Here is a 23,725-nt window from a genome sequence, read left to right on the forward strand (position 1 = left end):
TGACATCGAAGGCATTTCGCCTTCGATGTCACTGCCCCAGATACTTCTTCATCTCCGCGATCAGCCCCTCGCGCAGCTCGGGGCGCTTGAGCGCATAGGCGATGTTGGCGCGGAGGAAGCCGGGCTTGGAGCCGCAATCATGGCGCTCGCCCTCGAACTCGACGCCGTAGAACTTCTGCGATTTGGAAAGGCCGATCATCGCGTCGGTGAGCTGGATCTCGCCGCCGGCGCCGCGCTCCTGGGTCTCCAGAATCTTGAAGATCTCGGGCTGGAGGATGTAGCGGCCGGTGATGGAAAGGTTTGAGGGCGCGGTGCCTTTGGCCGGCTTCTCGACCATGCCGTCGACCTCGAACATCTTGCCGCTGCGTTTTCCGACGCCGCAGATGCCGTATTGATGGGTGAGATGGTCGGGCACCGCCTCGACCGCGATCAGGTTGGACTTCTCGCCGAGCGTCGCAGCCGTCTCGATCATCTGCTTCAGGCAACCCGGCGTGTTGAGCACGAGCTCGTCGGGCAGCACCACCGCGAACGGCTCGTTGCCGACGATGTCGCGCGCGCACCAGACCGCGTGGCCGAGACCGAGCGGCGCCTGCTGGCGGGTGAAGCTGACGGCGCCGGCTTCCGGCTGGTTCTGCGCCAGGATTTCCTGCTCGGTCTTCTTGCCGCGTGCGGCAAGCGTAGAGTCGAGCTCGAACATCCTGTCGAAATGATCCTCGATGACGTTCTTGTTGCGGCCGGTGACGAAGACGAAGTGCTCGATGCCGGCTTCCCGCGCCTCGTCATAGACGTACTGGATCAGGGGCTTGTCGACGATGGTGAGCATTTCTTTCGGCATCGCCTTGGTGGCGGGCAGGACGCGGGTGCCGAGGCCGGCGACGGGAAATACGGCTTTGCGGATTTTCATGTGATTGATCGAATACCTTGGAGCGCGCGTGAAAGAAGCAATGGCATCTTGCTAGCCGTTTTGCAGCCGGTAACAAAGGCGGATGTTGGGCTCCGTCTCCGAGAATTTGCGAAAAAGGTGACCAGCAAAAATTCACCTTTGTTAAGATATTGGCAACCGTAACGAGGCCTCCTGATGGCGGATTTTCGGCCGACGAGTGGGATATGAGACGATTGGTGACAGCGGTAACATCAACATTGGCCGGCGCAACAATGCTTGCGGCCGGCTTGCTGTTCCCCGCGCAGGCCCAAGCACAACAGGGGCAAAACGGCCTGTCCAACCTGTTCGGCGGTATTTTCTCCGGCTCGAACCCGCAGCCGTCGCAAGCCCCGCCCGGCCCTGGCGGTGCCCAACCATGGTCTGGCGAGGACGGCGCCTCCGGCCATCCGCTGATGACGGCGGCTGCGATCCGCGAGGCGGCCGGCAATTTCGACAATTGCGTTGCGGGGATGTGGCCGGATGCCGCACGACGCGGCATCACGCAGGAGAATTTTCAGCGCTTCACCGCCGGGCTTACGCCCGACCTGCGCATCATGGACCTGATGGATTCGCAGCCGGAATTCTCGAAGTCGATCTGGGACTATCTCGACATCCTCGTGAATGACAACCGCCTCGCCAAAGGCAGGGAGATCCTCGTCCAATACAAGGCGCAGTTCGACGCGACCGAAAAGGCCTATGGCGTCGATCGCTATATCATCGCCGCGATCTGGGGCATCGAGTCCAACTATTCGACGCAGATGGGCGACCGCAGCGTGCTGCAATCGACCGCGACGCTCGCCTGCATCGGCCGCCGCCAGGCCTATTTCAAGGACGAGTTCCTCTCGGCACTGGAAATCCTCAACCGCGGCGATCTCAGGCCGGAGCAGATGCGCGGCTCCTGGGCCGGCGCGTTCGGCCCGACCCAGTTCATGCCGACCGCGTTCAAGCGCTTTGCCGTGGACGGCGACGGCGACGGACGGCGCGACGTCGTCGACAACCCGACCGACCTGATCGCCTCGACCGCCAACAATCTGAAGAAGGACGGCTGGCAGAGCGGCCAGAGCTGGGGCTTTGAGGTCGTGGTGCCCCAAGGCTTCAACTACATGCTGGCCGACCGCGCCAAGATGATGACGCTGGCGCAATGGGAGAAGCTCGGGCTGAAACGGGCGACGGGCCAGCCCTTCCCGCATCCGGCGGAGAAAGCCTATCTGCTCGCGCCCGCAGGCGCGCAAGGGCCGGGCTTCCTGATGCTGCAGAACTTCCGGGTCATCATGAAATACAATCCCGCCGAGGCCTATGCGCTGGCGATCGGCCATTTCGCCGACCGCCTGCGCGGCGGGCAGCCCTTCGTGCAGCCCTGGCCACGACAGGAACGGGAGCTCTCGCGGACCGAGCGGCTGGAACTGCAGCAGTTGCTGGCCCAGCGCGGCTTCTACAAGGGCACCCCGGACGGTCAGTTCGGCGGCCAGACCCGGGATGCGCTGCGCAATTTCCAGGTCTCGATCGGGCTCCCTGCCGACGGATTTGCCACCTCCGACGTGCTGGACCGGCTGCGCGGGCGGTAAAAACGGCCCGAAAGTAACCCTGAGCGGCGATTTCGTCGATCGGCGGTGCATTCCCTAAGAATCTGCAAGAGAATTTGCCCGTTTGGCGCCCGATTCCGTTATTATAACGACCTGTCTCCAGACCCCGTTGCGCGCGCCCGAGATCGCATGTCGAAGCCAAAATCCTTTTTCAAGGCGCTGACCGAGACCGGCCCGCTGATCGCGCTGGGGACGGCGCTTGCGATCCTGGTCTCGGTCGCGGGACCGGCCTCGGCGCAGTTCTTCAGCTTCCCCGGCTTCGGCGGCCCGCCGCAGCGCCAGGCGCCGCCGCCGCAGCGTGGCGGCGGCTGGTTCGGCGGCGACTTCTTCGCGCCCTTCCAGCAACAGCAGCCGCAGGCTCCGCGCCAGGATTTTTCGCGCGCACCGGCGCCCGCCAAGCGCGACACCATTGCCGACAAGAACGTGCTGGTGATCGGCGATGCCATGGCCGACTGGCTCGCCTACGGCCTGGAAGACGCCTATACCGAGCAGCCCGACATGGGCGTGATCCGCAAGCACAAGACCACGTCCGGCCTGATCAAATACCAGCCGAAGGGCGAGCCCTCGGACTGGGCCGCGGCCGCAAAGGGCATTCTGGAGACCGAGAAGCCTGACGTCATCGTCGTCATGCTCGGCCTCAACGACCGCATTTCGATCCGCGAGCCCGTCACCGAGAAGCCGGCGGACAAGGACAAAGACAAAGACAAGAAGAACGACAAGGGCGCGCGCGCCAAGCCGCAAGGCAAGCAGGGGGATGCGAAGCCCGGCGACGCCAAGCCCGACTCCGCCTCGAAGCCGGACGACAAGCCTGTCGACACCGACCTGCCGCAGGACGACGCCGATAACGCTGATGCGCCGGCGAGCGCGCCCGAGAAGACCGCACGCAATCCAAATGGCGTCTATGAATTCCGTGACGACCATTGGGTCGAACTCTACAGCAAGAAGATCGAGGAGCTCGCGAACGTCCTGAAGGCCAAGGGCGTGCCGGTGCTCTGGGTCGGCTTGCCTGCGATCCGCGGCCCCAAGGGCACCGCAGACATGCTGTTCCTGGATTCGCTCTATCGCGAAGGCGCGGCCAAGGCCGGCATCACCTATGTCGACGTCTGGGACGGCTTCGTCGACGAGGCCGGCCGCTTCCTGCAGAAGGGCCCTGACTTCGAAGGTCAAATCCGTCAGCTGCGCAGCGGCGACGGCGTCTATTTCACCAAGCCCGGCGCGCGCAAGCTCGCGCACTATGTCGAGCGCGAGATCACGCGTCTCCTGGCGGGCCGCTCCGGTCCCATCGCCCTGCCGAGCGAACCGGCGACGCCCGACACCAATGCCGAGCCCGGTAAGCCGCCGCCGCGGCCGCTCGCCGGCCCGATCGTGCCGCTGGTTGCGGCCTCGATCGCGACCGATCAATTGCTGGGTGGACCAGGCACGCGTCCAGCCGCTGTCGATGCGCTCGCCGCCAAAACGCTGGTGAAGGGCGAGCCGCTGGCCGCGCCCGCGGGCCGCGCGGATGATTATTCCTGGCCGCGCCGCGAGGTCGGCCGCGAGCAGGCCAAGGGCGATACGCCGGTTGCGGCGACGACGCCCGACGGAGGTGCTGCGGCTCCCGGAGCGCCCGGCACGCCTGGTGCAGCTTCTGCGGTCGCGCCTCCCAAGCCGCCCGCACCGAAGAAGCCGCCGCAGCAACCGGCACAGGCAACCCCGTCACTGCGTGATTTCTTCGGCTTTGGCTCGCCGCAGCCCGCGCCGCGCCAGCTGGCGCCGCCGCCGCGCAACCCGAATCCGAATCCTGCGATCCCGCGTCCGCCCGGCAATGTCGGGCGTGCGGCGGAAGTTCGGTAGGCGCAGGTCATTCCGGGGCGTGCGAAGCACGAGCTATGGTGCGCAATTGCGCACCTGAGAATCCATCGTGCCACCGTCAATGTCGATGAATCGATTCCGGGCTCGCGCCAAGAGGCGCGCCCCGGAATGACGGACAGGCTCAGCCGTAATAGCGCCAGCGCGGCGGCGGGCGACGTGCCGGGCGCGACATCAGAAGCGCGAGCGCAAAGCCGATGCCGCCGGCAACCAGCAGCGCGCCGAGCGGATTGTCCTGCACCTTCTTCGACAGCGCCTGCGATCCGTCGCGAAGCGTCTCGCCACTGTTCTCATAGGCGTCCTTGGCATAGCTCGTGGCGGTGTCCGCAGCGTCGCGCACGGCGTCCTTGGCCTGGCCGTAGAGATTCTGCACGGTGCCGGCGGCTTCGCGCGCCTTGCCCGACGCCTGTGTCTGCGCATCGCCTGCGAGATCGCCGACGGCGCCTTCCGCGCGTCCAGCGAATTCCTTGGCCGATCCGACGATCCTGTCCTTGTCCATGATGCTCCTCCTCGGGGGTCTGCCCAAGTAACCGATCAGGAGCAGCGCAGTTCCACGGCTGCGTGGAGTTTGGACTAGAGAATAAGCCCGCCATCGACCACGAGCGTCTGTCCAATGATGTACGACGACAGCGGCGAGGCCAGGAACAGCGCGGCACCCGCCATGTCGGCCGGCGTGCCCAATCGCCGCAGCGGAATCCGTGCCAATGCGCCTTCGAGCCGCTTCGGATTGTCCGTCGTCACCTTCGTCATTTTGGTGTCGACGAGGCCGGGCGCGATGCCGTTGACGCGGATGCCGTCCTCGGCCCACGCCTCGCCCAAGGTCCGCGTCAAGCCGACCGCGCCGGTCTTCGAGGCGTTGTAGGCAGGATTGCCCATGGTGGAATGATAGGCCGCGGTCGAGGACACCATGATCAGTGCGCCCTTGGAATCCCGCAACATGGAATGAAATCGCATCGCGCACGCCATCAGGCTCATCAGGTTGACCTCGACCACCTTGCGGAAGCCCGCCATCTCGAACTCGCCACGGCGATAGATCACCGCGCCCTGCGCGAGCACGAGAATGTCGAGCCTATCGAACGATGGCTTGAACGCTTCGATGGCGCCGGCATTGCTGACGTCGAGCTGCGCGTAGGCAAGACCGGTGAGATCGGAGCCCTCCTCCGCCTGATATTCCGTTGCACGCGCGCGTGTGCCGCATACCGCTACGCCAGCACCCCTCGCGCGAAAGGCTTGGGCAATGCCATTGCCGATGCCGCTGGAACCACCGACCACCAGCACCTGCCTGCCTGAGAAATCGAGTTCGTTCGCCATCGCGGCCTCCCCTTTTGTCTTGCTTGTTTGACCTGTCTGCGGATCGATGCCAGCCTTGTCCATCTCATAACAAGAAACAAGAGACCGCGAGGAAACAGCATGTCCGAGTTCAAAGAGCTCAGCCGCTCCGTGAAGGGTCTGACCGTTCTCGTCACCGGCGCGGCCAGCGGCATGGGCCGCGCCACTGCGCGCGTGTTCGCCGGCGAGGGCGCCAACGTCGCGGTCACCGATTATGACGAGCAAGGCGCCCGCGCCGTCGCGAAAGATATTACGGCGAGCGGCGGAACGGCGAAGGCGTGGAAGCTCGACGTCGCTGACGGCGGCGAGATCAAGCGCGTGGTTGGCGATGTCGCCGCGCATTTCGGCGGGCTCGACATCGTCATCAACAATGCCGGCATCTCTGTGCGCGTCGCGATCGACGACGAGGCTTACGACGACGCCTGGGCAAAGGGCATCGCGGTGATGTTGACGGCCCATCCGCGCATCATCCGCGCGGCGCTGCCGCATTTGCGCAAATCGAAGTCGGCGCGCATCGTCAATATTGCTTCGACCGAAGCGCTGGGCGCCACAGCATTGCACAGCCCCTATTCGGCGGCGAAGGGCGGCGTCGCGAGCCTGACGCGATCGCTCGCAGTCGAGCTCGGCCGCGAGGGCATCACCGTCAATTGCATCTGCCCGGGCCCGATCCGCACCGCCATCACCGATCGCATCTCCGAGGAGCACAAGTCCATCTACGCCAAACGTCGCACCGCACTCGGCCGCTATGGCGATGCCGAGGAGGTCGCGCATATGACGTTGAGCCTGTGCCTGCCAGCGGCATCGTTCCTGACCGGTGCCGTGATCCCCGTCGACGGCGGCCTGATGGCGCGGAACGCGTGACGGTATGGCGTAGCCCGGATGAAGCGAAGCGTAATCCGGGGTTCTCATCTGGCGGAAAGCCCCCCGGATTGCGCTCCGCTCCATCCGGGCTACAAGGGAGCCATGCGTGCCGCGCGTTGACAACTGCGAGTGCCAGAGTAGCTTTTCACCGACAGAGCGGGACCAACCGCTCGCAGCCGCGGGAGAAACACCATGACGATCGCCATCCGGCAGCTTCAGAAGCATTTTGTCGGCGAGGTTTCGGGCCTCGATCTGCGAAAAGCTCTCACACCGGATGAGGCCCGCGAGATCGAGTCTGCCATGGACAAGTACGCGGTGCTCGTGTTCCACGACCAGGACATCAATGACGAGCAGCAGATGGCCTTCGCGCTGAATTTCGGCCCGCGCGAGGACGCCCGCGGCGGTACGGTGACCAAGGAGAAGGACTACCGCCTGCAGTCCGGCCTCAACGACGTCTCCAATCTCGGCAAGGACGGCAAGCCGCTGGCCAAGGACAGCCGCACGCATCTGTTCAATCTCGGCAATTGCCTGTGGCACTCCGACAGCTCGTTCCGCCCGATCCCGGCAAAGTTCTCGCTGCTGTCGGCCCGCGTGGTGAACCCGAAGGGCGGCAACACCGAATTCGCCGACATGCGCGCGGCCTATGATGCGCTGGATGACGAGACCAAGGCGGAGATCGAGGACCTCGTCTGCGAGCACTCGTTGATGTATTCGCGCGGATCGCTCGGCTTCACCGAGTATACCGACGAGGAAAAGGAGATGTTCAAGCCGGTGCTGCAGCGGCTGGTAAGGACCCATCCCGTGCATCGCCGCAAATCGCTGTATCTCTCATCGCATGCCGGCAAGATCGTCGGCATGAGTGTGCCGGAAGGACGGCTGTTGCTGCGCGACCTGAATGAGCACGCCACGCAGGCAGAGTTCGTCTACGTCCACAAATGGAAGCTGCATGACCTCGTGATGTGGGACAACCGCCAGACCATGCACCGCGTCCGCCGCTACGACCAGTCGCAGCCCCGCGACATGCGCCGCGCAACGGTGGCGGGGACCGAGCCGACGGTGCAACAGCAGGCGGCGGAGTAGGCGCAGCACAGTAACAGGTGTCATCGCCCGGCTTGACCGGGCGATCCAGTACCCCGAGACAGTTAATGCAGCCGACAAGCTGCGGTGTACTGGATGCCCAGGTCAAGCCGGGGCATGACGGCAGAGGGTGGGGCGAGCAGCGAGCCCGACGGCTGCGAGAGTAGGGCCGGTTACGCGTGCCCGGCCTCGTTCGACAGCATGCCGGGATCGATGCCGATCTTGCGCAGGGCGCGGCCGTATTTTTCGTCGACGTCGTCGCCGAAGATCAGGTCCGCATCCGCATCGCAGTGCAACCAGCCGTTGCTCTGGATCTCGGTCTCGAGCTGGCCCGGCCCCCAGCCGGCATAGCCGAGTGCGAGGATGGCGTGCTTGGGGCCGGAACCATTGGCGATCGCGCGCAGGATGTCGACCGTCGCGGTGAGGCAGACGCCGTCGTCGATCCGCAGCGTCGCGTTCTCGATATAGAAATCGCTGGAATGCAGCACGAAGCCGCGGCCGGTGTCGACCGGGCCGCCACGCAGCACCTTCATGCTTTCGGCATTTTCGGGCAGCTTGATGTGCTCGCCCTTCTTGACGATGCCGAGCTGCTCGAGCAGCTCCGGAAAGTCGATGCTGCCCGCGGGATGATTGACGATGATGCCCATCGCGCCCTCGGCAGAATGGGCGCAGAGATAGATCACCGAGCGCTCGAAGCGGGAGTCGCCCATCACTGGCATCGCGATCAGGAGCCGGCCGTCGAGGTAAACGGCGGAATTGGGGAGCCTGGAGCCTGTGCTGCGGGTGCTTTCGCCCGTCCTCTTGCCTGTGGGAGCCATCAGTGAAGCACTCCGGTTTGAATTCCTATCCTGATGTCGGGCCGGCCTGCTGTCAAATCAAGGCTTGCAGAGATATGATTCGGGCGCATCCATCACAAGCAATTCAATGGTTTGACCAGGGGCGACCCTGTAAAGACGTGCCATGCTGACCAGAGTTCCCCTGCAAGCGGCGATTGGCGTCGCAGCAACCTTGCTTGCGTCGTCACTGGCGATGGCTGGCCATGCCGACGATGCGTCGCCGTGGCAGCGAGACGGACATTCCGCGGTGCGCCTGCTCGCGGGATCGCGCAGCGGCACGGTGTTGCTCGGCGGTATCGCCATCCAGCTCGAGCCCGGCTGGAAGACCTACTGGCGCATGCCGGGCGATTCCGGCGTTCCACCGCGGTTCGACTTCTCCAAGTCGGACAATGTCGAAGCCGTGACCGTGATGTGGCCGGCGCCGCAAAAGTTTGACGACGGCGCGGGCGGCCATTCGATCGGCTATCACGATCAGATCGTGCTGCCCTTGCGCATCGTCGCCAAGGCGGCCGACAAGCCTGTGACGCTGCGCGCCGAGATCAACTACGCGGTCTGCGAAAAGCTCTGCATTCCCGTCGATGCCAATGTCGAGCTCGGCTTCAACAACGTCGCATCGACTGAAGACGGCAATTTGCGCGCAGCGCTCGACGCCGTGCCGAAGCCCGCCAATATCGGAGACCCCAATCCGCTGACCATCCGCGACGTCAAGCGCGACGGGCCCAAGAACGTGGTGGTCGATGTCGTCGCCCCCGAGGGCAGCAAGGTCAATCTGTTCGTGGAAGGGCCGACGCCGGAGTGGTCGCTGCCGATTCCCGATGTGGTCGAGCCCGGCCCGCCGGGCGTGAAGCGATTTTCCTTCGAGCTCGAAGGATTGCCGCCGGGCGTCAAGCCTGATGGCGCGGCGCTGAAATTCACGCTGGTGGGGCCGGACAAATCCTACGAGTTCAATACGAACTTGGAGTAGTTGTCGTCCCGGCGAAGGCCGGGACCCATACTCCGAGAAAGAAGTTGCTAGCCTAGCCGGCAACCACAAATCTTCGTCAAACCAAATCCTGTGGTTATGGGTCCCGGCCTTCGCCGGGACGACGGCAGCGGTGGACCAACTGCGTAACGCCCACCCAACCGAATCTTAACGAATGGTTGCTAAGTCCGGACCCTGCCGCAGCATGCGGACGTCTGGGGATCTCGACTTGGCCGTGATGGATGCAGAACCCGCAACGACCAGACCGGCCGGCCTGATCACGCGGCTGCGGGGAAAACTGACGGGCGGCTCGAGCGAAGCATCGCTGACGCGGCGGCTGGCCGGCACCATCTTCATCATCCGCGTCATCAGCGCGGGCCTCGCCTATCTTTCGCAGGTGCTGCTGGCGCGCTGGATGGGGACATCCGACTACGGCATCTACGTCTATGTCTGGACCTGGGTGCTGCTGCTCGGCAGCATGATGGATTTCGGCATCTCCGCCTCCGCGCAAAAGATCATTCCGGAATATCGCGCCAGCGGCGATCATGCACTGCTGCGGGGTTTTCTGTCCGGCAGCCGCTGGCTGGTCTTCGCTGTCTCGACACTGGTGTCGCTCGCGGTTGCCGGCATCGTCAAGCTTCTCTCGCCCTGGATCGATCCGGCCGAGGAGCTGCCGCTCTATATCGGCTGCATGACGTTGCCCGCCTTCGTCGTCGCCAACACCCAGGACGGCATCGCGCGCTCGCATGACTGGATGCAGCTCGGCCTGATGCCGCAATTCATCATCCGCCAGGCGCTGATCATCGGCATCACCGCCGGTGCCTTCCTGCTCGGCTATCATCTCGGCGCGGTCGCGGCGATGGTGGCGAGCCTGGGTGCCGTGTGGATCGCGATGGCCGGCCAGATGGTGGTGCTGAACCGCAGGCTCGCCGATCACATCGCGCCGGGCGCCAAGGCCTACGACATCAGCGGCTGGCTCGCGATCTCGCTGCCGATCCTTTTGGTCGAAGGTTTTTATTTGCTGCTCTCCTACACCGACGTGCTGGTGCTGCAGCAGTTCCGTCCCTCCGACGAGGTCGGCGTCTACTTTGCTGTGGTGAAGACGCTGGCACTGGTGTCGTTCATTCACTACGCGATGTCGGCAACGACGGCGCATCGCTTCGCCGAATACAACGCCAGCGGCGACAGAGCGCGCCTGTCAGCCTATGTCGCGCACGCCATCGCCTGGACATTCTGGCCGTCGCTGGCGGCAACCATCGCGCTGCTCGCGCTCGGCAAGCCGCTGCTCTGGCTGTTCGGACCGCAATTCGTTGTCGGCTACGACATCATGTTCGTCGCCGCTGTTGGCCTCGTGGTGCGCGCCGCGATCGGACCGGTGGAGCGGCTGCTCAACATGCTGGGCCAGCAGAAGATCTGCGCGCTGGCCTATGCGCTGGCGTTCGTCATGAACCTCGTGCTCTGCATCGCGTTGGTGCCGCGCTTCGGCGGCCATGGCGCCGCCGCCGCGACCTCGATCTCGCTCACCTTCGAGACCGTGCTGCTGTTCTGGATGGTGCGGCAGCGGCTGGGGCTGCACGTGTTGGCATTTGGTAAATAGGTCCGACGGAACCAGCCCCGGCGCACTCGTGGGGAACGACGACCTCGCAATACGTCCGGGAACAGAGAGAAACTTCTGCCTACCCCCAGCACGGAGCACAATTTTTCTTATTCGTCTGAGATAGTTGCGTCTCTGGGAAAGTTTATTCTACGTCATATTGCCCGACTGACGAGATAGACCTAGATTCCGCCAGCCATGATTGATCCGCCCTACCTCGCCCCGGGATTTAGTCTCGGCATGAGCTGCGTCGGCAGCGGCTCGCTGAGGACGACACGCGGCCCGCTGGGATGAAAGCCAAAGATGCCTCCGATTGACACCGCTTTGATCGTTCTTGCAGGGATCGCCCTGTTTGCGGCCTTCGTGAACGGTGCGCTTGGTTATGGATTTTCGTCCCTAACCGTGCCGGTCGCGCTCGTTTTCTATGCCAACCGCGTGCTCAATCCGGCTTTGGTCCTGATCGAAGTCTTCGTGAACGTGTACGTTCTCTTTATCAATCGAGCCGGCGTTCCAGCTGTCTGGAAGCGCGTGTTTCCCATCCTCATCGGCATGCTGCCTGGCATCGCGGTCGGAGCCTATGCTCTGTCCATGGTTCAGCCCGTCTGGATCAAACTCGCCACCTACTCGCTTATCCTGCCTCTTATTCTACTGCAGGCAGCCGGCTGGCGGAGGCCCATTCAATTACGCTGGCTGGTTGGCCTGCCCTTTGGAGCGACCCTGGGAATCCTGTACTCGTTAACGACCATTTCAGGCCCCCCTTTGGCGATGTTGTTCAACAATCAGGGTCTGGTCAAAGACGAGTTTCGAGCCGGCCTGGCGCTGGTTCGGGTAACCGAGTCCTGCCTGACTGCGCTCGCTTACTACTATCTCGGCCTCTTCATCGCAGAAAGCACCGCCATTTTGCCGGTGCTAGCCGTCTGTGCCACCGTTGGTATTCCGCTTGGCGCCTTTTTCATCCACCGGATGGATCCCGAGACATTTCGCCGGATATGCATGAGCTTTGATGCCTGGGTTGTGGGATTCGGTCTCTCGCGCGTGTTGATCGAGCTCAACCTGGCGGCAAGCCCATGGGCATACAGCGTGTTGGCGGGTACGATCCTGATAGACGTCTATTTGTTGTACGTCTTTTTCAGCTCCCCCAAAGCGGCCTCGCGCGGCTCAAGAATTCCTGCGGGTTTGGCAGCCCGTTCTTCAACCGCGCTGAGGCACTGAAGCGCTGTCGCTGGATACGACTGGCCCGCGCGGACCAGTTTGCATCGATGTCCAATTTCAGTCTGTAGGGTGGGCAAAGCGAAAGCGTGCCCACCACCTTTTTCAATCGGAGACAGATGGTGGGCACGGCACAAGGGCGCCTCTGCCCACCCTACGGCATCTCGGCCGTTATTCCGCCGTCCAGCCGCCGTCGATCGACAGATTCGTGCCGGTAATCTGCGCGGCATCGTCGCTGCACAGGAACAGCGCGAGCGCTGCGACCTGCTCTGACGTCACGAACTCCTTGGTCGGCTGCGCGTCGAGCAGCACGTCGTTGATGACCTGCTCGCGCGTGAGGTTGCGCGCCTTCATCGTATCCGGGATCTGCTTTTCCACCAGCGGCGTCCAGACATAACCGGGGCTGATGCAGTTGCAGGTGATCTTGTGGGTTGCGACCTCCAGCGCCACGGTCTTGGTCAGGCCGGCGATGCCGTGCTTGGCCGAGACGTAAGCCGACTTGAAGGGCGAGGCGACCAGCGAGTGCGCCGAGGCGGTATTGATGATGCGGCCCCAGCCCTTCTTCTTCATGCCGGGAACGGCGGCGCGGATGGCATGGAAGGCCGAGGACAGGTTGATCGCGATGATCTGGTCCCATTTCTCCGGCGGGAATTCCTCGATCGGCGAGACGAACTGGATGCCGGCATTGTTGACGAGAATGTCGACCGAGCCGAACGACTTTTCGCCGAGCGCGATCATCCCGGCGATCTCGGCCGGCTTGCTCATGTCGGCCGGCGAATAGACCGCCTTCACGCCGAAATCGGATTCGATCTTGGCGCGTTCCTTCTCGATGTCCTCGGGCGAACCGAAACCGTTGATGACGACATTGGCGCCGGCAGCCGCGAATGCGCGCGCATAAGCAAGGCCAATGCCGCTGGTCGAACCTGTTACGACGGCGTTCTTGCCTGAGAGAGTACCCATATTATTCGCTCCTTTTTGCCGGGGGCGCGGTGACGTCCCCCGTGAGATCGTAAGTCACCATGGTCTCGCCGGACTGCGGCTTCTCCAGCCAGTCCTTGTGGCGCATCGACAGATGCACGTCGCGCACGCCGCTTTCCCAGTGCTCGACCATGGCGACATGCGAGAAGTCGTAGTCCTTGGACGAGGATTCGTAGTTCTTGCTGCGATAGATCAGGTGCACCACCGTGACAGTGCTCTCACGAGAGACCTTCGCGAGGAACTCGACGGACGGGTCGTTCTTGAGATAATCGGGCAATTTGGCAATCAGCTCGCGCGCCGCCCTGCGGGCGTTGTGCAACTGCTTGTTCTTGTCGGTGTTCATTCGCGTGCGGCTGGAGAAGCGGATGTCCTTCTCGCGCTCGGTCGCCTCGAGCAGCGAATTCGGCAGATCGCCGCGGGCGCTGAACAGATCGACCTGGAAGATGAGCATGTCGCGATCAACCTCGGCATCGAGCACGAAGTCGAGCGGCGTGTTGGAGGCGATGCCGCCGTCCCAATAATGCTCGCCGTCGATCACGACCGACGGAAATCCCGGCGGCAGCGCGCCCGAGGCCATGATGTGCTCGGGGCCGATGAGCTTGCCGAGCTTCTTGAACTCGTAATTGTCGAAATATTTGAAGTTGCCGGAGGTGACGCCGACGGCGCCGACCGACAGCCGCGTCTTCAGATCGTTGATGCGATCGAAGTCGACGAGACGCTCCAGCGTCTTCTTCAGCGGCGCGGTGTCGTAATAGCTCTCGGCCTGGGGACTGCCCGGCGGCCAGAGCGGCGCGGGCGGGACGCGCGGCGTGAAGAAGCCGGGCACGCCGAAGGTCGCGATCAGCGCGGCACTGGTGGAATTGAACAGCTCGCGGCTGTGGTCGCTCTTGCCGATCGGCTTCCACGGCACCGGCGCGGAGACCATCTCCCAGAATTCCTTGAGCCGCTTGACGCGGGTGTGGCCCTCATTGCCGGCGATGATGGCGGCATTGACCGCGCCAATCGAGATGCCGGCGACCCATTCGGGCTCGAAGTCGAAATGGCACAGCGCCTGATAGGCGCCGGCTTGATAGGAGCCGAGCGCGCCGCCGCCCTGGAGGACCAGGACGCGCTGCGCCTTCGCGGGGACTGTTGCGACTTCCGGGCTATGATCGGTCATAGGGGGATATTAGCAAATAATCGCAAAACGCGAGCCACCGTGGCGACAGTCTAGCGCGACGTCAATGCACCCGGGATCAAGTCTGGCTTATCGGGGATCGGTCGACGCCAGGATCATGGTCCAGAACACCTTGTACTTGGTGCCCGGAGCATAGCTCGCCGCGATGCCTAATTTTGTGACACCGCTCTTGAGCATGTTGGCGCGATGCGGAGGCGAGTCGCGCCAGCCGGAAAACGCTTCCGCCAACGTATGATAGCCGGCCGAGATGTTCTCGACCGCAACGGTGGCCGGATAGCCGCCGGCATTGAGCCGCTTACCCAGGGGCGCGCGGACGTCATGGTCCATCTTGTTGGCGGCGGCCATGGAGGCCGACTGGGATTCGGCGAGCCGCATCAGTTCGGGGTCGATCTCGACGCTGCCGAGGCCGTTGTTCTGGCGATATTGCGAGATCATGATCGCCGCGGCCGGCGCGTCGAGCTTGGCGCCCGGGACCGACATGTCGGTATACATCGACGGCTGCTGGATCGGCGCTTCATTGCCGGCGCAGCCGGCGAGAAGCAAAATGAGAAGGATCGCGGCCGCAGCGCGCATGTTCAGGGGCCCCCAAATGAGGGGGCGTTGTTGCATACCAACAATGGCTGAAAGGTGAATTTTGAGGAAAATTCGACCCTATCGGGCATCCGCAAAGATGCGGTAGCGGCGGGGCTCGAGGCCAACGGTGTCGCCGGCGCGCAGTCCCCGGTCGCGGGGGGCGTCGATCTCGATGGTCTCACCGCCTGAGAGCGTGACCTCGGCCCGCTGCACCGGGCCGAAATTGCGGACGTGCTGGACCGCGCCTTCGAAGGCGCCCGAGCCGGCCGGGCCGACCACCATGTCATGTCGCCGCACGAACAGCCTTGACGCGCCAGGCGCCAGCCCCTCCGCGGCGAGCTGCAGCGGGCTGTCGCCCAGCCTGACCACGCCCCCATCGACTTGAACCGGCAACTCGATGGACTCGCCGATGAAGCTGTGCACGAAGGCGGTCGCCGGCGTCTCGTAGACATCGTCGGGCGAGCCGACCTGCTCGATCCTGCCCTTGTCCATGACGACGACACGGTTGGCGACTTCGAGTGCCTCCTCCTGGTCGTGGGTGACGAAGATCGAGGTCACATGGATCTCATTGTGGAGCGAGCGCAGCCATTTGCGCAGCTCTTTGCGCACCTTCGCATCGAGCGCACCAAAGGGCTCGTCGAGCAAGAGAATGCGCGGCTCGATCGCGAGCGCGCGGGCGAGCGCGATGCGCTGGCGCTGGCCGCCGGAGAGCTGGCTCGGATAGCGGTCGGCGAGCCAGTCGAGCTGCACGAGATCGAGCAACTCTTTCACGCGCCTGCGGATGGTCGCCTCGTCTTTCCGGACCGCCCGCGGCTGGACGCGCAGGCCAAAGGCGACGTTCTCGAACACGCTCATGTGGCGGAACAGCGCGTAGTGCTGGAACACGAAGCCGACATGGCGCTCGCGCGCGCCCTGTGCCAGCGCGTCCTCGCCGTTGAAGGAGACCTCGCCGGCATCAGGCCAGTCCAGGCCGGCGATGATCCGCAGCAATGTGGTCTTGCCGGAGCCGGATGGGCCGAGCAGGGCGAGCAGCTCGCCGTCATTGACCTTGAGGTCGACGCCGTCGAGCGCAGCAAAGCTGCCGAACTTCTTGACGAGATTTTTGACTTCAATGGTCATGGACGTCGTGTCCTTCGTCGAGGTGACGTTCGAGGATGGTCTTTGCGACCAGCGTGACCAGCGCCAGCATCGCCAGCAGCGAGGCGATCGCAAACGCAGCGACGAACTGGTACTCGTTGTAGAGGATCTCGACCAGCAGCGGCATGGTGTTGGTCTCGCCGCGAATATGGCCGGAGACGACCGAGACGGCGCCGAACTCGCCCATCGCGCGGGCATTGCAGAGCAGAACGCCGTAGAGCACGCCCCATTTGATGTTGGGCAGCGTGACGCGGAAGAAGGTCTGCAGGCCCGAGGCACCCAGCGAGATCGCGGCTTCCTCTTCCTGCGTGCCCTGCTCCTGCATCAAGGGGATCAGCGCGCGCGCCACGAAGGGAAAGGTCACGAAGGTGGTGGCGAGCGCGATGCCGGGCACCGCGAACAGGATCTGGATGTCGTGATCCCTGAGCCAGCCGCCGAAATAGCCCTGCGCGCCGAACAGCAGCACGAAGACGAGGCCGGAAATGACGGGGCTCACCGAGAACGGCAGGTCGATCAACGTGATCAGGAACGTCTTGCCGGGAAATTCGAACTTTGCCACCGCCCAGGCGGCGACCAGGCCGAAGACGAGATTGAGGCTGACCGAGATTGCGGCGACCACCAGCGTCAGCTTGATCGCCGCCAGCGCCTCCGGCTCGGCAAGCGCCGCGAGATAGGCGAGAATTCCTTTCGCGAAGGCCTGCGCGAACACCACGACCAGCGGCAGCACGACGAAGACGGACAGGAACGCGATCGCCAGCGTAATGATGACGAGGCGCACCGCCTTGGGCTCGGTGCGGAGATTGTTGCGCGCGGCGGCCGCATTGGCGCGCGACTTCGCGTCGGGCGAGGACAGCGAAACGTTATCGGCGATCTGCATCGTCATCGCATTTCGCCCTAGTGCACCGGAATCCGGTCCTGCGCCCAGCGCTGCAACCGGTTCACCGCGAAGATGATGACGAAGGAGACGACGAGCATGACCACCGCGATGGCGGTCGCATCGGCGTAGCGGAATTCGGAGAGACGGATCACGATCAAGAGCGGTGCGATCTCGGAGACATTGGGCAGATTGCCGGCGATGAAGATCACCGAGCCGTATTCGCCGACCGCGCGGGCAAAGGCGAGCGCGAGGCCTGTGAGCAGCGCCGGCGCGAGCGAGGGCAGGATCACGCGGATGATGGTCTGCCAGCGGCTGGCGCCAAGGCTGCCCGCGGCTTCCTCGATCTCGGGATCGAGATCCTGCAGCACCGGCTGGACCGTGCGCACCACGAAGGGAATGCCGATGAAGATCATGGCGACGAAGATGCCGAGCGGCGTGAATGCCACCTTGATGCCGAGCGCAGCAAGCGGCGCGCCGAGCCAGCCCTTCTCGGCAAACAGCGAGGTCAGCGCAACGCCGGCAACGGCCGTCGGCAGTGCAAACGGCACGTCAACGATGGCATCGAAGAGTCGCCGGCCGGGAAACCGATAACGCACCAGCGCCCAGACGATGATGCTGCCCATGACGAGATTGACGCAGGCCGCAGCAAACGCAAGCCCGAAGGAGACGCGCAGTGCGTTCAACGTGCGGCGGCTGGAGAGGATGGCCCAGAACTGATCGAAACTGAGCTCGGTGGACCTCAGAAACAGCCCGGCGAGCGGAATCAGGATGATGACGGACAGCCAGGAAAGCGTCAGTCCCATCGTGAGACCGAAGCCCGGCAAAGTCCGGCGTCGTAAAGCGATTGCGCTCACAAGGCCCCCTGTCAAAACCCCTCCGACGGCGCCCGATCAGTTCTTGTAGATCTGATCGAAGACGCCGCCATCGGCAAAATGGTCTTTCTGCGCCTTGGTCCAACCACCAAAAACGTCGCCGATGGTGAATAGTTCGACCTTGGCGAAGGAATTTTCGTATTTCTTGGCAATTTCGGCATCGCGCGGCCGGTAGAAATTGCGCGCGGCGATCTCCTGACCTTCCTTTGTATACCAGAACTGGAGATAGGCCTCGGCAACGCTGCGGGTGCCCTTCTTGTCGACGACCTTGTCGACCACCGCGACCGGCGGCTCCGCCAGGATGGATTGGCGCGGCGCGACGATCTCGAACTTCTCCGGGCCAAATTCCTTCAAGGCGAGGTAGGCTTCGTTCTCCCATGCGAGCAGTACGTCGCCGACACCACGCTCGACGAAAGTCACGGTCGAACCACGTGCGCCGGTGTCGAGCACCGGCACCTGCTGGTAGAGCTTGGCGATGAAATCCTTGGCCTTGTCGGCCGAGCCGAACTTCTTCTCGGCATAGCCCCACGCCGCGAGATAATTCCATCGCGCGCCGCCCGACGTCTTCGGGTTCGGCGTGATCACGGCGACGCCCGGCTTGATCAGGTCGTCCCAGTCCTTGATGGCTTTCGGATTGCCCTTGCGCACCAGGAACACGATGGTCGAGGTGTAGGGTGATGAATTCTGCGGCAGGCGCTTCTGCCAGTCGGCGGCAGTCAATCCCCTGGCCGCAATCGCGTCGATGTCGTAGGCGAGCGCGAGCGTCACCACGTCTGCCGGCAGGCCATCGATGACGCTCCGCGAGGACGCGCCCGAGCCATTATGCGACTGCTTGATCTCGACGCTCTTGCCGGTCTCCTTCTGATAGGCGGTCGCGAACGCCTTGTTGAAGTCGACATAAAGCTCGCGCGTCGGATCGTACGACACGTTCAGCAGATTAATGTCGGCGGCGAGAGCCGAGCTTGCCAAGAATCCCGTAACGAGCAGTCCTGCTGCGAGCGGAACGATACGGCGCATCATGTCCATCTCCATTCACATCGACGACAGCGGCGGCGTCGATGGCAGGCATAACTCGGGGCGAAACGCGCTTAAGTCAACGAAACCGGATTTTCTTATTTTTAGAAAGGCAGCGTGCCTGTGCTACGAAGTCTTCATCGTATGGATGCCGCATTCTGTCTTGGCGCGGCCACGCCAGCGACCGGCGCGCTCGTCCTCGCCTTCGGCCGTTCTGCTCGTGCAAGGCATACACCCAACCGAGCGAAAACCCGACGCCGCAAGCGGGTGACGCGGCAATTTGGCGCGGACGAAGATCGCTTCCAGTTCCTCGCGCGAGACATTGGCGAACGGGTTGAACTTCAAGCGCGCACCATCGTCCTCGACGACAGGAATATCGGCGCGCGCATTGCCCTGAAATCGCTTGCGGCCGTTGAGCCAGGCCGAGAACGGCTTGAGCGCACGCGCGAGCGGCTCGACTTTGCGGATACGACAGCAGGCATCGGGATCGGAGAACCAGAGATCGCGGTCCGGATCTTCGCGCGTCAGCGTCTCCTCGGCAGGCCTGATCGAGCGGACGTCTTTCAGGCCAAGCGTTTCGATCAGCGTGTCGCGATAGGCCAGCGTCTCCTCGAACAGCCAGCCGGTGTCGAGAAAGATCACGGGGATCGCCGGATCGACCTCCGCCATCACCTTCAGCAGCGTCGCCGATTCCGTGCCGAAGGACGACACCAGCGCGAGCTTGTCGCGCCCGACCGCCTTCAGCGCAGCCGCGATGACCTCCGCGGGCGAGGCATCGCGCAACGCACGATCGAGCTCCTCCGCCGAAGGCAGCGTGGACACGGACGAGACCTGAGGCGCGATGGCGTTCACGTGCCGACACCCTCGGAGTGACGCAGCTGCATGCGCCGGTGCAACGCCGTGATACGGCCGTCGCCGGTCGGCTGGTAGAACACCGAGTAGCGCTTTGCGGTCTGCATGAAGGCTTCGGCGTCGGCCTGCTTCTTGACCTCGAAGGAATCGAAGCCGGCGCGCAGCATGAACACGAACTGGTCGCGCAGGATCTGGCCGGTCGCGCGCAGCTCGCCACGATAATTGTAGCGCTCGCGCAGCAGCCGGGCCTGGCTGTAGGCGCGGCCGTCACGGAAGGTCGGGAACACCAGCGCAACGGCGGCGACCTTGCCGAGATACGGCACGAGCTCGTCAATATCGCGGTTGTTCGGCCAGATCACACCGACCTTGCCGGCGCGCTTGAGCAACGCATCCGCCTCCGCAATGAAGCGCTCGGCCGGCACCAGGATGTCGCCGCCCTCGGGCAGCGGCGTGTCGACGGCCAGCTTGACGAAACTGTCGTCGACGATTTTTCCGCCATTAACGAGTGGCATAGACGCGCTCCTTGAAGGGTTCGACGCCGAGGCGCTTCACGGTGTCCATGAACAGTTCTTCGGGCCGCTCGCGCAGCGCGAGATAGGCCTCCACGACGTCCTCGATGACATCGGCGACTTCGTCGAACTTGACGCCCGGACCGATCAAGGTGCCGAGCGCAGCGTTCTCGTCGGCGCGGCCTCCGATGGTGATCTGGTAGACCTCCTCGCCGTTCTTCTCGACGCCGAGAATGCCGATATGGCCGACATGATGGTGGCCGCAGGCATTGATGCAGCCGGAGATGTTGATGTGCAGACGGCCGATCAGGTTGGCGAGCTCGTGGTTGGCGAACCGCCGCGTCAGCTCCTGCGCGATCGGGATCGAGCGCGCATTGGCCAGCGAGCAATAGTCCAGGCCCGGACAGGCGATGATGTCGGTGATCAGATTGACGTTGGGCGTGGCGAGGCCAAGCTTGTCGAGTGCCTTCCACAGTGCCGGCAGATCGCGCTTGGCGACGTGCGGCAGCGCCAAATTCTGCTCGTGGCCGACGCGGATCTCGCCGAACGAATATTTGTCGGCGAGATCGGCCAGCGCATCCATCTGCTCCGCGGTAGCATCGCCCGGGGGCTTGCCGATCGGCTTCAGCGAGATGGTCACGATGGAATAGCCCTGCACCTTGTGCGGGGCCACCGAATTCTTGCGCCATGCCTCGAAGTCGGCGTCGGCCGCGGCCTGACGCAGTTCGTCCGGCATGTGCGGCAGCTTCTCGTAATTCGGGTAGGAGAAGCGGGAGCGGATGTCCTCGATCACCTCGTCGTCGATCTGGAGCGAGGAATTGCGGATGTGCTGCCACTCCTCCTCGACCTCGCGCGAGAATTTCTCGATGCCGAGCTCGTGCACCAGGATCTTGATGCGCGCCTTGTAGATGTTGTCGCGGCGGCCGTACTGATTGTAGACGCGCAGGATAGCCTCGATATAGCTGAGGATATCGCGGCCATGCACGAAATGCTTGATGGTCTTGCCGATGAACGGCGTGCGGCCGAGACCGCCGCCGACCAGAACCTCGAAGCCGGTCTCGCCCTTCTCGTTCTTGATCAGCTTCAGACCGATGTCGTGGATCTTGATCGCGGCGCGGTCATGATCCGACGCGGTGATCGCGATCTTGAACTTGCGCGGCAGGAACGAGAATTCCGGATGCAGCGTGGTGTGCTGGCGGATCAGCTCCGACCAGATGCGGGGATCCTCGATCTCGCCGGGTGCGACACCGGCCCACTGGTCCGAGGTGACGTTGCGCATGTTGTTGCCGGAGGTCTGCATCGCATGGATGCCGACCTTGGCGAGATCTTCCAGCGCGTCCGGCAGCTCGGCGAGCTTGATCCAGTTGAACTGGATGTTCTGCCGCGTGGTGAAATGGCCGTAGCCGCGGTCATATTTGCGCGCAACATGGGCGAGCGCGCGCAGCTGGTTCGTCGCCAGCGTCCCGTAGGGAATCGCCACGCGGAACATGTAGGCGTGCAGTTGCAGATAGACGCCGTTCTGGAGGCGCAGGATCTTGAACTCGTCCTCGGTGAGTTCGCCCGAGAGGCGGCGCTTCACCTGGTCGCGGAACTCCGAGACGCGCTCGTTGACGAGCGTGCGGTCGATTTCGTCGTAAGCGTACATCAGCTAATGCCTTAAGCCTGGGCCGACTGACCGATGGTCACGCCGGTGCGGCGGATCTGTTCGCGCAGATTGCCGGGTTCGATCTTGCCGTCTGCGCCGACCTGCACCGGGGCGATATAGGCTCCCACGGCCCCGACGTCATCAGCCACGGATTCAGCAAGCAACGTTTTCGCCTCGTCGGAGTTGCGCACGATCGCGGCTTCCGAGAGGTCTGCGGACCAGCTCTTGGCGGCAGTGCGGTAGACCACGATGCCGTCCCAGGTCCGGTTGGCGGTCACAACCGAGGGGCCGGCGATTTTGATCTTCTTCTGTTCAAGCGGGGAGGTCATTCGGCTGCATCCAATAGGTCAGAGATGATTTGCTTTGGGGTTTGACGACGAAGCGACCCGGCATGCCGGACCACGTCGCCGATGATGAGGATGGCGGGACCGCCATGGGTCTGCCGCACCAGCTCAGGCAGGTCGCGCAGCATGCCGATCGCGCCTTGCGCGTCCGGGCGCGTGACACGGGCGAACACGCCAACCGGCGTCTCCGGCGAGCGGCCGGCGGCGAACAGGCCGGCGCGCACGGCAGGTGCCGCGGTCATGCCCATGTAAACAACGACGGTCATTTTGGCGTCGGTCAGCGTCGACCAGTCGACGGTCTCTGCATCGCGCGCCTTGTGCGCCGTGAGGAAGGTGATGCGAGTGGCTTCATGACGGTAAGTGAGCGGCACCTCGAAATCGGCAGCGCCGCCGAGGCCGGCGGTAATGCCGGGGATGATCGAATAGGCAACACCCGCCGCGCGCAGCGCCTCCACCTCTTCGCCGCCGCGGCCGAATACGAAGGGATCACCGCCCTTCAGTCGCACCACGCGCTGGCCGGCTTGCGCGGCCTCGATCATGCGCTTGTTGATGGCGTCCTGGCCGATGCCGGGCTTGCCGACGCGACGGCCGACCGCAACGCGCGTGGTATCACGACGAATGCGATCGAGAATCTCCCCCGAGACCAGCTCGTCGTGGAAGACGATGTCGGCATCCTGCAATGCGCGCAGCGCCTTGATGGTGAGAAGGTCGGGATCGCCGGGGCCGGCGCCGACCAGCGCAACCGAGCCTTCCGGCTTGTCGTCACGCGCAAAATCGGACGGATCAGAAATAGCCTTCACCGCCGCGCCGGCCTCGCTCTTGCGGCCAGCCAGCACGGCTGCGCCGATCGGACCATCGATCACGCGCTCCCAGAAGCGGCGGCGCAGCGGAAACTCGGCGATGCGCTCGTTGATGGATTTGCGGAAGCCGCCGATGAACTCGGCGAGCTCGCCGATCCGCGCCGGCAGCAGCGCCTCGATCTTCTCGCGCACGCGCCGCGCCACCACCGGCGAGGTGCCGCCGGTGCCGATTGCGACCACGACATCGCCGCGATCGACGATGGCCGGGAAGATGAAGCTGGAATGTTCGAGGTCGTCCATGACGTTGACGGGCAGACCAAGCGATTTTGCCCGCGCCGACATCGCCACGCCAATATCGCCTGCGCCGGCGGCGACGATCGCAATGACACCGGCAAGATCAGATGCGAGCGGATCGCCGGTCGCGATCTCGATACGCGCGGTGTCGTCGGCGTGCAGACCCAGATCGTGATTGCCGTCGATCGCGTACACACGGATGCGCGCGCCGGCAGCGGCGAGCACGCGCAGTTTTGCGCGCAAAAGCTCACCCGCGCCGATGAGGACCACCGGGCCGGCCTTGAGATCGAGGAACACCGGCAAGAACCGCATGCGATACTCGCTTCCCCCACATCCGGGGTTGACTGGAATTATTTTCTATATATGTGTCATTTCGAGCGTGCAAAGAGAAATTTTTTTCTTCTCTTCCGCACCGCAACTATAGAAAATTCGC

General features: G+C 63.7%; 23 protein-coding genes. 7 read left to right on the forward strand and 16 right to left on the reverse strand.

The annotated features are described in order from the left end of the window. Nucleotides 1–28 precede the first annotated feature (28 nt). Nucleotides 29–904 carry a UTP--glucose-1-phosphate uridylyltransferase gene (locus XH98_RS03660; RefSeq protein WP_220002092.1) on the reverse strand — a complete coding sequence of 292 codons (876 nt, stop codon included), beginning with the start codon at nt 902–904 and terminating at the stop codon, nt 29–31. A 251-nt stretch (nt 905–1,155) separates the two neighbouring features. Here XH98_RS03660 and XH98_RS03665 point away from each other — a divergent pair, with 251 nt between their 5' ends. Together XH98_RS03665 and XH98_RS03670 are read left to right on the forward strand one after the other, a co-directional pair. Then, a complete protein-coding gene (locus XH98_RS03665; RefSeq protein ID WP_442868546.1) occupies nt 1,156–2,487 on the forward strand; it encodes a lytic murein transglycosylase in 1,332 nt (443 codons plus the stop codon). Between the two features lie 147 nt (nt 2,488–2,634). Further along, nucleotides 2,635–4,338 carry an SGNH/GDSL hydrolase family protein gene (locus tag XH98_RS03670; RefSeq protein ID WP_271617821.1) on the forward strand — a complete coding sequence of 568 codons (1,704 nt, stop codon included), beginning with the start codon at nt 2,635–2,637 and terminating at the stop codon, nt 4,336–4,338. A 139-nt stretch (nt 4,339–4,477) separates the two neighbouring features. On the opposite strand, the gene XH98_RS03675 is transcribed toward XH98_RS03670, so the two are convergent. Continuing rightward, entirely contained in the window at nt 4,478–4,852 is a 375-nt protein-coding gene (locus tag XH98_RS03675) for a CsbD family protein (RefSeq protein WP_271603802.1), read from the reverse strand. A 74-nt stretch (nt 4,853–4,926) separates the two neighbouring features. Next, nucleotides 4,927–5,664: an SDR family NAD(P)-dependent oxidoreductase gene (locus XH98_RS03680; RefSeq protein WP_271617822.1), complete on the reverse strand. Its 738-nt coding sequence runs from the start codon at nt 5,662–5,664 to the stop codon at nt 4,927–4,929. A gap of 99 nt (nt 5,665–5,763) precedes the next feature. On the opposite strand from XH98_RS03680, the gene XH98_RS03685 reads away from it, so the two are divergent. Further along, nucleotides 5,764–6,543 carry an SDR family NAD(P)-dependent oxidoreductase gene (locus XH98_RS03685; protein WP_271617823.1) on the forward strand — a complete coding sequence of 260 codons (780 nt, stop codon included), beginning with the start codon at nt 5,764–5,766 and terminating at the stop codon, nt 6,541–6,543. A gap of 192 nt (nt 6,544–6,735) precedes the next feature. Beyond that, entirely contained in the window at nt 6,736–7,623 is an 888-nt protein-coding gene (locus XH98_RS03690; protein WP_271617824.1) for a TauD/TfdA dioxygenase family protein, read from the forward strand. Nucleotides 7,624–7,793: 170 nt separating this feature from the next. Here XH98_RS03690 and XH98_RS03695 read toward each other — a convergent pair whose 3' ends face one another. Next, the gene (locus tag XH98_RS03695; RefSeq protein ID WP_271603798.1) at nt 7,794–8,438 is read right to left on the reverse strand and encodes a YqgE/AlgH family protein; all 645 of its coding nucleotides are present in this window, start codon (nt 8,436–8,438) and stop codon (nt 7,794–7,796) included. Nucleotides 8,439–8,580: 142 nt separating this feature from the next. Between XH98_RS03695 and XH98_RS03700 the strand changes: the two genes are divergently transcribed. The 3 genes from XH98_RS03700 to XH98_RS03710 all read left to right on the forward strand — a co-directional run bounded on the left by XH98_RS03700 (nt 8,581) and on the right by XH98_RS03710 (nt 12,223). Beyond that, nucleotides 8,581–9,420 carry a protein-disulfide reductase DsbD domain-containing protein gene (locus tag XH98_RS03700; protein ID WP_271603797.1) on the forward strand — a complete coding sequence of 280 codons (840 nt, stop codon included), beginning with the start codon at nt 8,581–8,583 and terminating at the stop codon, nt 9,418–9,420. Nucleotides 9,421–9,646: 226 nt separating this feature from the next. After that, complete coding sequence (locus XH98_RS03705; RefSeq protein ID WP_271617981.1) at nt 9,647–11,014, forward strand: oligosaccharide flippase family protein; 1,368 nt, start codon at nt 9,647–9,649, stop codon at nt 11,012–11,014. Nucleotides 11,015–11,314: 300 nt separating this feature from the next. Next, a complete protein-coding gene (locus tag XH98_RS03710) occupies nt 11,315–12,223 on the forward strand; it encodes a sulfite exporter TauE/SafE family protein (protein WP_271603795.1) in 909 nt (302 codons plus the stop codon). Between the two features lie 168 nt (nt 12,224–12,391). Here the strand turns inward: XH98_RS03710 and XH98_RS03715 are convergent, their stop codons facing one another. The 12 genes from XH98_RS03715 to cysG all read right to left on the reverse strand — a co-directional run bounded on the left by XH98_RS03715 (nt 12,392) and on the right by cysG (nt 23,604). After that, on the reverse strand, nt 12,392–13,180 hold the full coding sequence (locus XH98_RS03715) for a 3-hydroxybutyrate dehydrogenase (RefSeq protein WP_057759367.1): 789 nt from the start codon (nt 13,178–13,180) through the stop codon (nt 12,392–12,394). Nucleotide 13,181: 1 nt separating this feature from the next. Further along, entirely contained in the window at nt 13,182–14,357 is a 1,176-nt protein-coding gene (locus XH98_RS03720) for a DUF3734 domain-containing protein (RefSeq protein WP_220002102.1), read from the reverse strand. A gap of 87 nt (nt 14,358–14,444) precedes the next feature. Beyond that, complete coding sequence (locus tag XH98_RS03725; RefSeq protein WP_271603793.1) at nt 14,445–14,948, reverse strand: CAP domain-containing protein; 504 nt, start codon at nt 14,946–14,948, stop codon at nt 14,445–14,447. A 78-nt stretch (nt 14,949–15,026) separates the two neighbouring features. After that, on the reverse strand, nt 15,027–16,067 hold the full coding sequence (locus XH98_RS03730; protein WP_271603792.1) for a sulfate/molybdate ABC transporter ATP-binding protein: 1,041 nt from the start codon (nt 16,065–16,067) through the stop codon (nt 15,027–15,029). Continuing rightward, the gene (gene cysW / locus XH98_RS03735) at nt 16,057–16,968 is read right to left on the reverse strand and encodes a sulfate ABC transporter permease subunit CysW (protein WP_271617825.1); all 912 of its coding nucleotides are present in this window, start codon (nt 16,966–16,968) and stop codon (nt 16,057–16,059) included. Before cysW ends, XH98_RS03730 begins: the two co-directional genes overlap by 11 nt. A gap of 11 nt (nt 16,969–16,979) precedes the next feature. Then, a complete protein-coding gene (cysT, locus tag XH98_RS03740) occupies nt 16,980–17,816 on the reverse strand; it encodes a sulfate ABC transporter permease subunit CysT (protein WP_271603790.1) in 837 nt (278 codons plus the stop codon). 36 nt (nt 17,817–17,852) lie between these two features. After that, nucleotides 17,853–18,854: a sulfate ABC transporter substrate-binding protein gene (locus tag XH98_RS03745; RefSeq protein ID WP_271617826.1), complete on the reverse strand. Its 1,002-nt coding sequence runs from the start codon at nt 18,852–18,854 to the stop codon at nt 17,853–17,855. A gap of 120 nt (nt 18,855–18,974) precedes the next feature. After that, nucleotides 18,975–19,700: a phosphoadenylyl-sulfate reductase gene (locus tag XH98_RS03750; protein ID WP_271617827.1), complete on the reverse strand. Its 726-nt coding sequence runs from the start codon at nt 19,698–19,700 to the stop codon at nt 18,975–18,977. Then, complete coding sequence (locus XH98_RS03755; RefSeq protein ID WP_271617828.1) at nt 19,697–20,212, reverse strand: DUF934 domain-containing protein; 516 nt, start codon at nt 20,210–20,212, stop codon at nt 19,697–19,699. Before XH98_RS03755 ends, XH98_RS03750 begins: the two co-directional genes overlap by 4 nt. After that, entirely contained in the window at nt 20,199–21,854 is a 1,656-nt protein-coding gene (locus tag XH98_RS03760; RefSeq protein WP_271617829.1) for a nitrite/sulfite reductase, read from the reverse strand. The genes XH98_RS03755 and XH98_RS03760 overlap by 14 nt, the downstream gene beginning before the upstream one ends. Nucleotides 21,855–21,865: 11 nt before the next feature. Continuing rightward, nucleotides 21,866–22,183 carry a DUF2849 domain-containing protein gene (locus tag XH98_RS03765; RefSeq protein WP_057759385.1) on the reverse strand — a complete coding sequence of 106 codons (318 nt, stop codon included), beginning with the start codon at nt 22,181–22,183 and terminating at the stop codon, nt 21,866–21,868. Further along, complete coding sequence (gene cysG, locus XH98_RS03770) at nt 22,180–23,604, reverse strand: siroheme synthase CysG (protein ID WP_271617830.1); 1,425 nt, start codon at nt 23,602–23,604, stop codon at nt 22,180–22,182. Before cysG ends, XH98_RS03765 begins: the two co-directional genes overlap by 4 nt. Between the last annotated feature and the right edge of the window lie 121 nt (nt 23,605–23,725).

Origin of the sequence: Bradyrhizobium sp. CCBAU 51745 (assembly GCF_028128715.1) — a bacterium.
Classification (GTDB): Bacteria; Pseudomonadota; Alphaproteobacteria; order Rhizobiales; family Xanthobacteraceae; genus Bradyrhizobium; species Bradyrhizobium manausense.

Coding starts and splice junctions, on each gene's coding strand:
- XH98_RS03725 (WP_271603793.1), bottom strand. CDS start 14,948: ATGCGCGCTGCGGCCGCGATCCTTCTCATTTTGCTTCTCGCCGGCTGC.
- cysG (WP_271617830.1), bottom strand. CDS start 23,604: ATGCGGTTCTTGCCGGTGTTCCTCGATCTCAAGGCCGGCCCGGTGGTC.
- XH98_RS03710 (WP_271603795.1), top strand. CDS start 11,315: ATGCCTCCGATTGACACCGCTTTGATCGTTCTTGCAGGGATCGCCCTG.
- XH98_RS03665 (WP_442868546.1), top strand. CDS start 1,156: ATGCTTGCGGCCGGCTTGCTGTTCCCCGCGCAGGCCCAAGCACAACAG.
- XH98_RS03660 (WP_220002092.1), bottom strand. CDS start 904: ATGAAAATCCGCAAAGCCGTATTTCCCGTCGCCGGCCTCGGCACCCGC.
- XH98_RS03760 (WP_271617829.1), bottom strand. CDS start 21,854: ATGTACGCTTACGACGAAATCGACCGCACGCTCGTCAACGAGCGCGTC.
- XH98_RS03675 (WP_271603802.1), bottom strand. CDS start 4,852: ATGGACAAGGACAGGATCGTCGGATCGGCCAAGGAATTCGCTGGACGC.
- XH98_RS03670 (WP_271617821.1), top strand. CDS start 2,635: ATGTCGAAGCCAAAATCCTTTTTCAAGGCGCTGACCGAGACCGGCCCG.
- XH98_RS03755 (WP_271617828.1), bottom strand. CDS start 20,212: ATGCCACTCGTTAATGGCGGAAAAATCGTCGACGACAGTTTCGTCAAG.
- XH98_RS03745 (WP_271617826.1), bottom strand. CDS start 18,854: ATGATGCGCCGTATCGTTCCGCTCGCAGCAGGACTGCTCGTTACGGGA.
- XH98_RS03715 (WP_057759367.1), bottom strand. CDS start 13,180: ATGGGTACTCTCTCAGGCAAGAACGCCGTCGTAACAGGTTCGACCAGC.
- XH98_RS03680 (WP_271617822.1), bottom strand. CDS start 5,664: ATGGCGAACGAACTCGATTTCTCAGGCAGGCAGGTGCTGGTGGTCGGT.
- XH98_RS03690 (WP_271617824.1), top strand. CDS start 6,736: ATGACGATCGCCATCCGGCAGCTTCAGAAGCATTTTGTCGGCGAGGTT.
- XH98_RS03685 (WP_271617823.1), top strand. CDS start 5,764: ATGTCCGAGTTCAAAGAGCTCAGCCGCTCCGTGAAGGGTCTGACCGTT.
- XH98_RS03730 (WP_271603792.1), bottom strand. CDS start 16,067: ATGACCATTGAAGTCAAAAATCTCGTCAAGAAGTTCGGCAGCTTTGCT.
- XH98_RS03695 (WP_271603798.1), bottom strand. CDS start 8,438: ATGGCTCCCACAGGCAAGAGGACGGGCGAAAGCACCCGCAGCACAGGC.
- XH98_RS03720 (WP_220002102.1), bottom strand. CDS start 14,357: ATGACCGATCATAGCCCGGAAGTCGCAACAGTCCCCGCGAAGGCGCAG.
- XH98_RS03700 (WP_271603797.1), top strand. CDS start 8,581: ATGCTGACCAGAGTTCCCCTGCAAGCGGCGATTGGCGTCGCAGCAACC.
- cysW (WP_271617825.1), bottom strand. CDS start 16,968: ATGACGATGCAGATCGCCGATAACGTTTCGCTGTCCTCGCCCGACGCG.
- XH98_RS03765 (WP_057759385.1), bottom strand. CDS start 22,183: ATGACCTCCCCGCTTGAACAGAAGAAGATCAAAATCGCCGGCCCCTCG.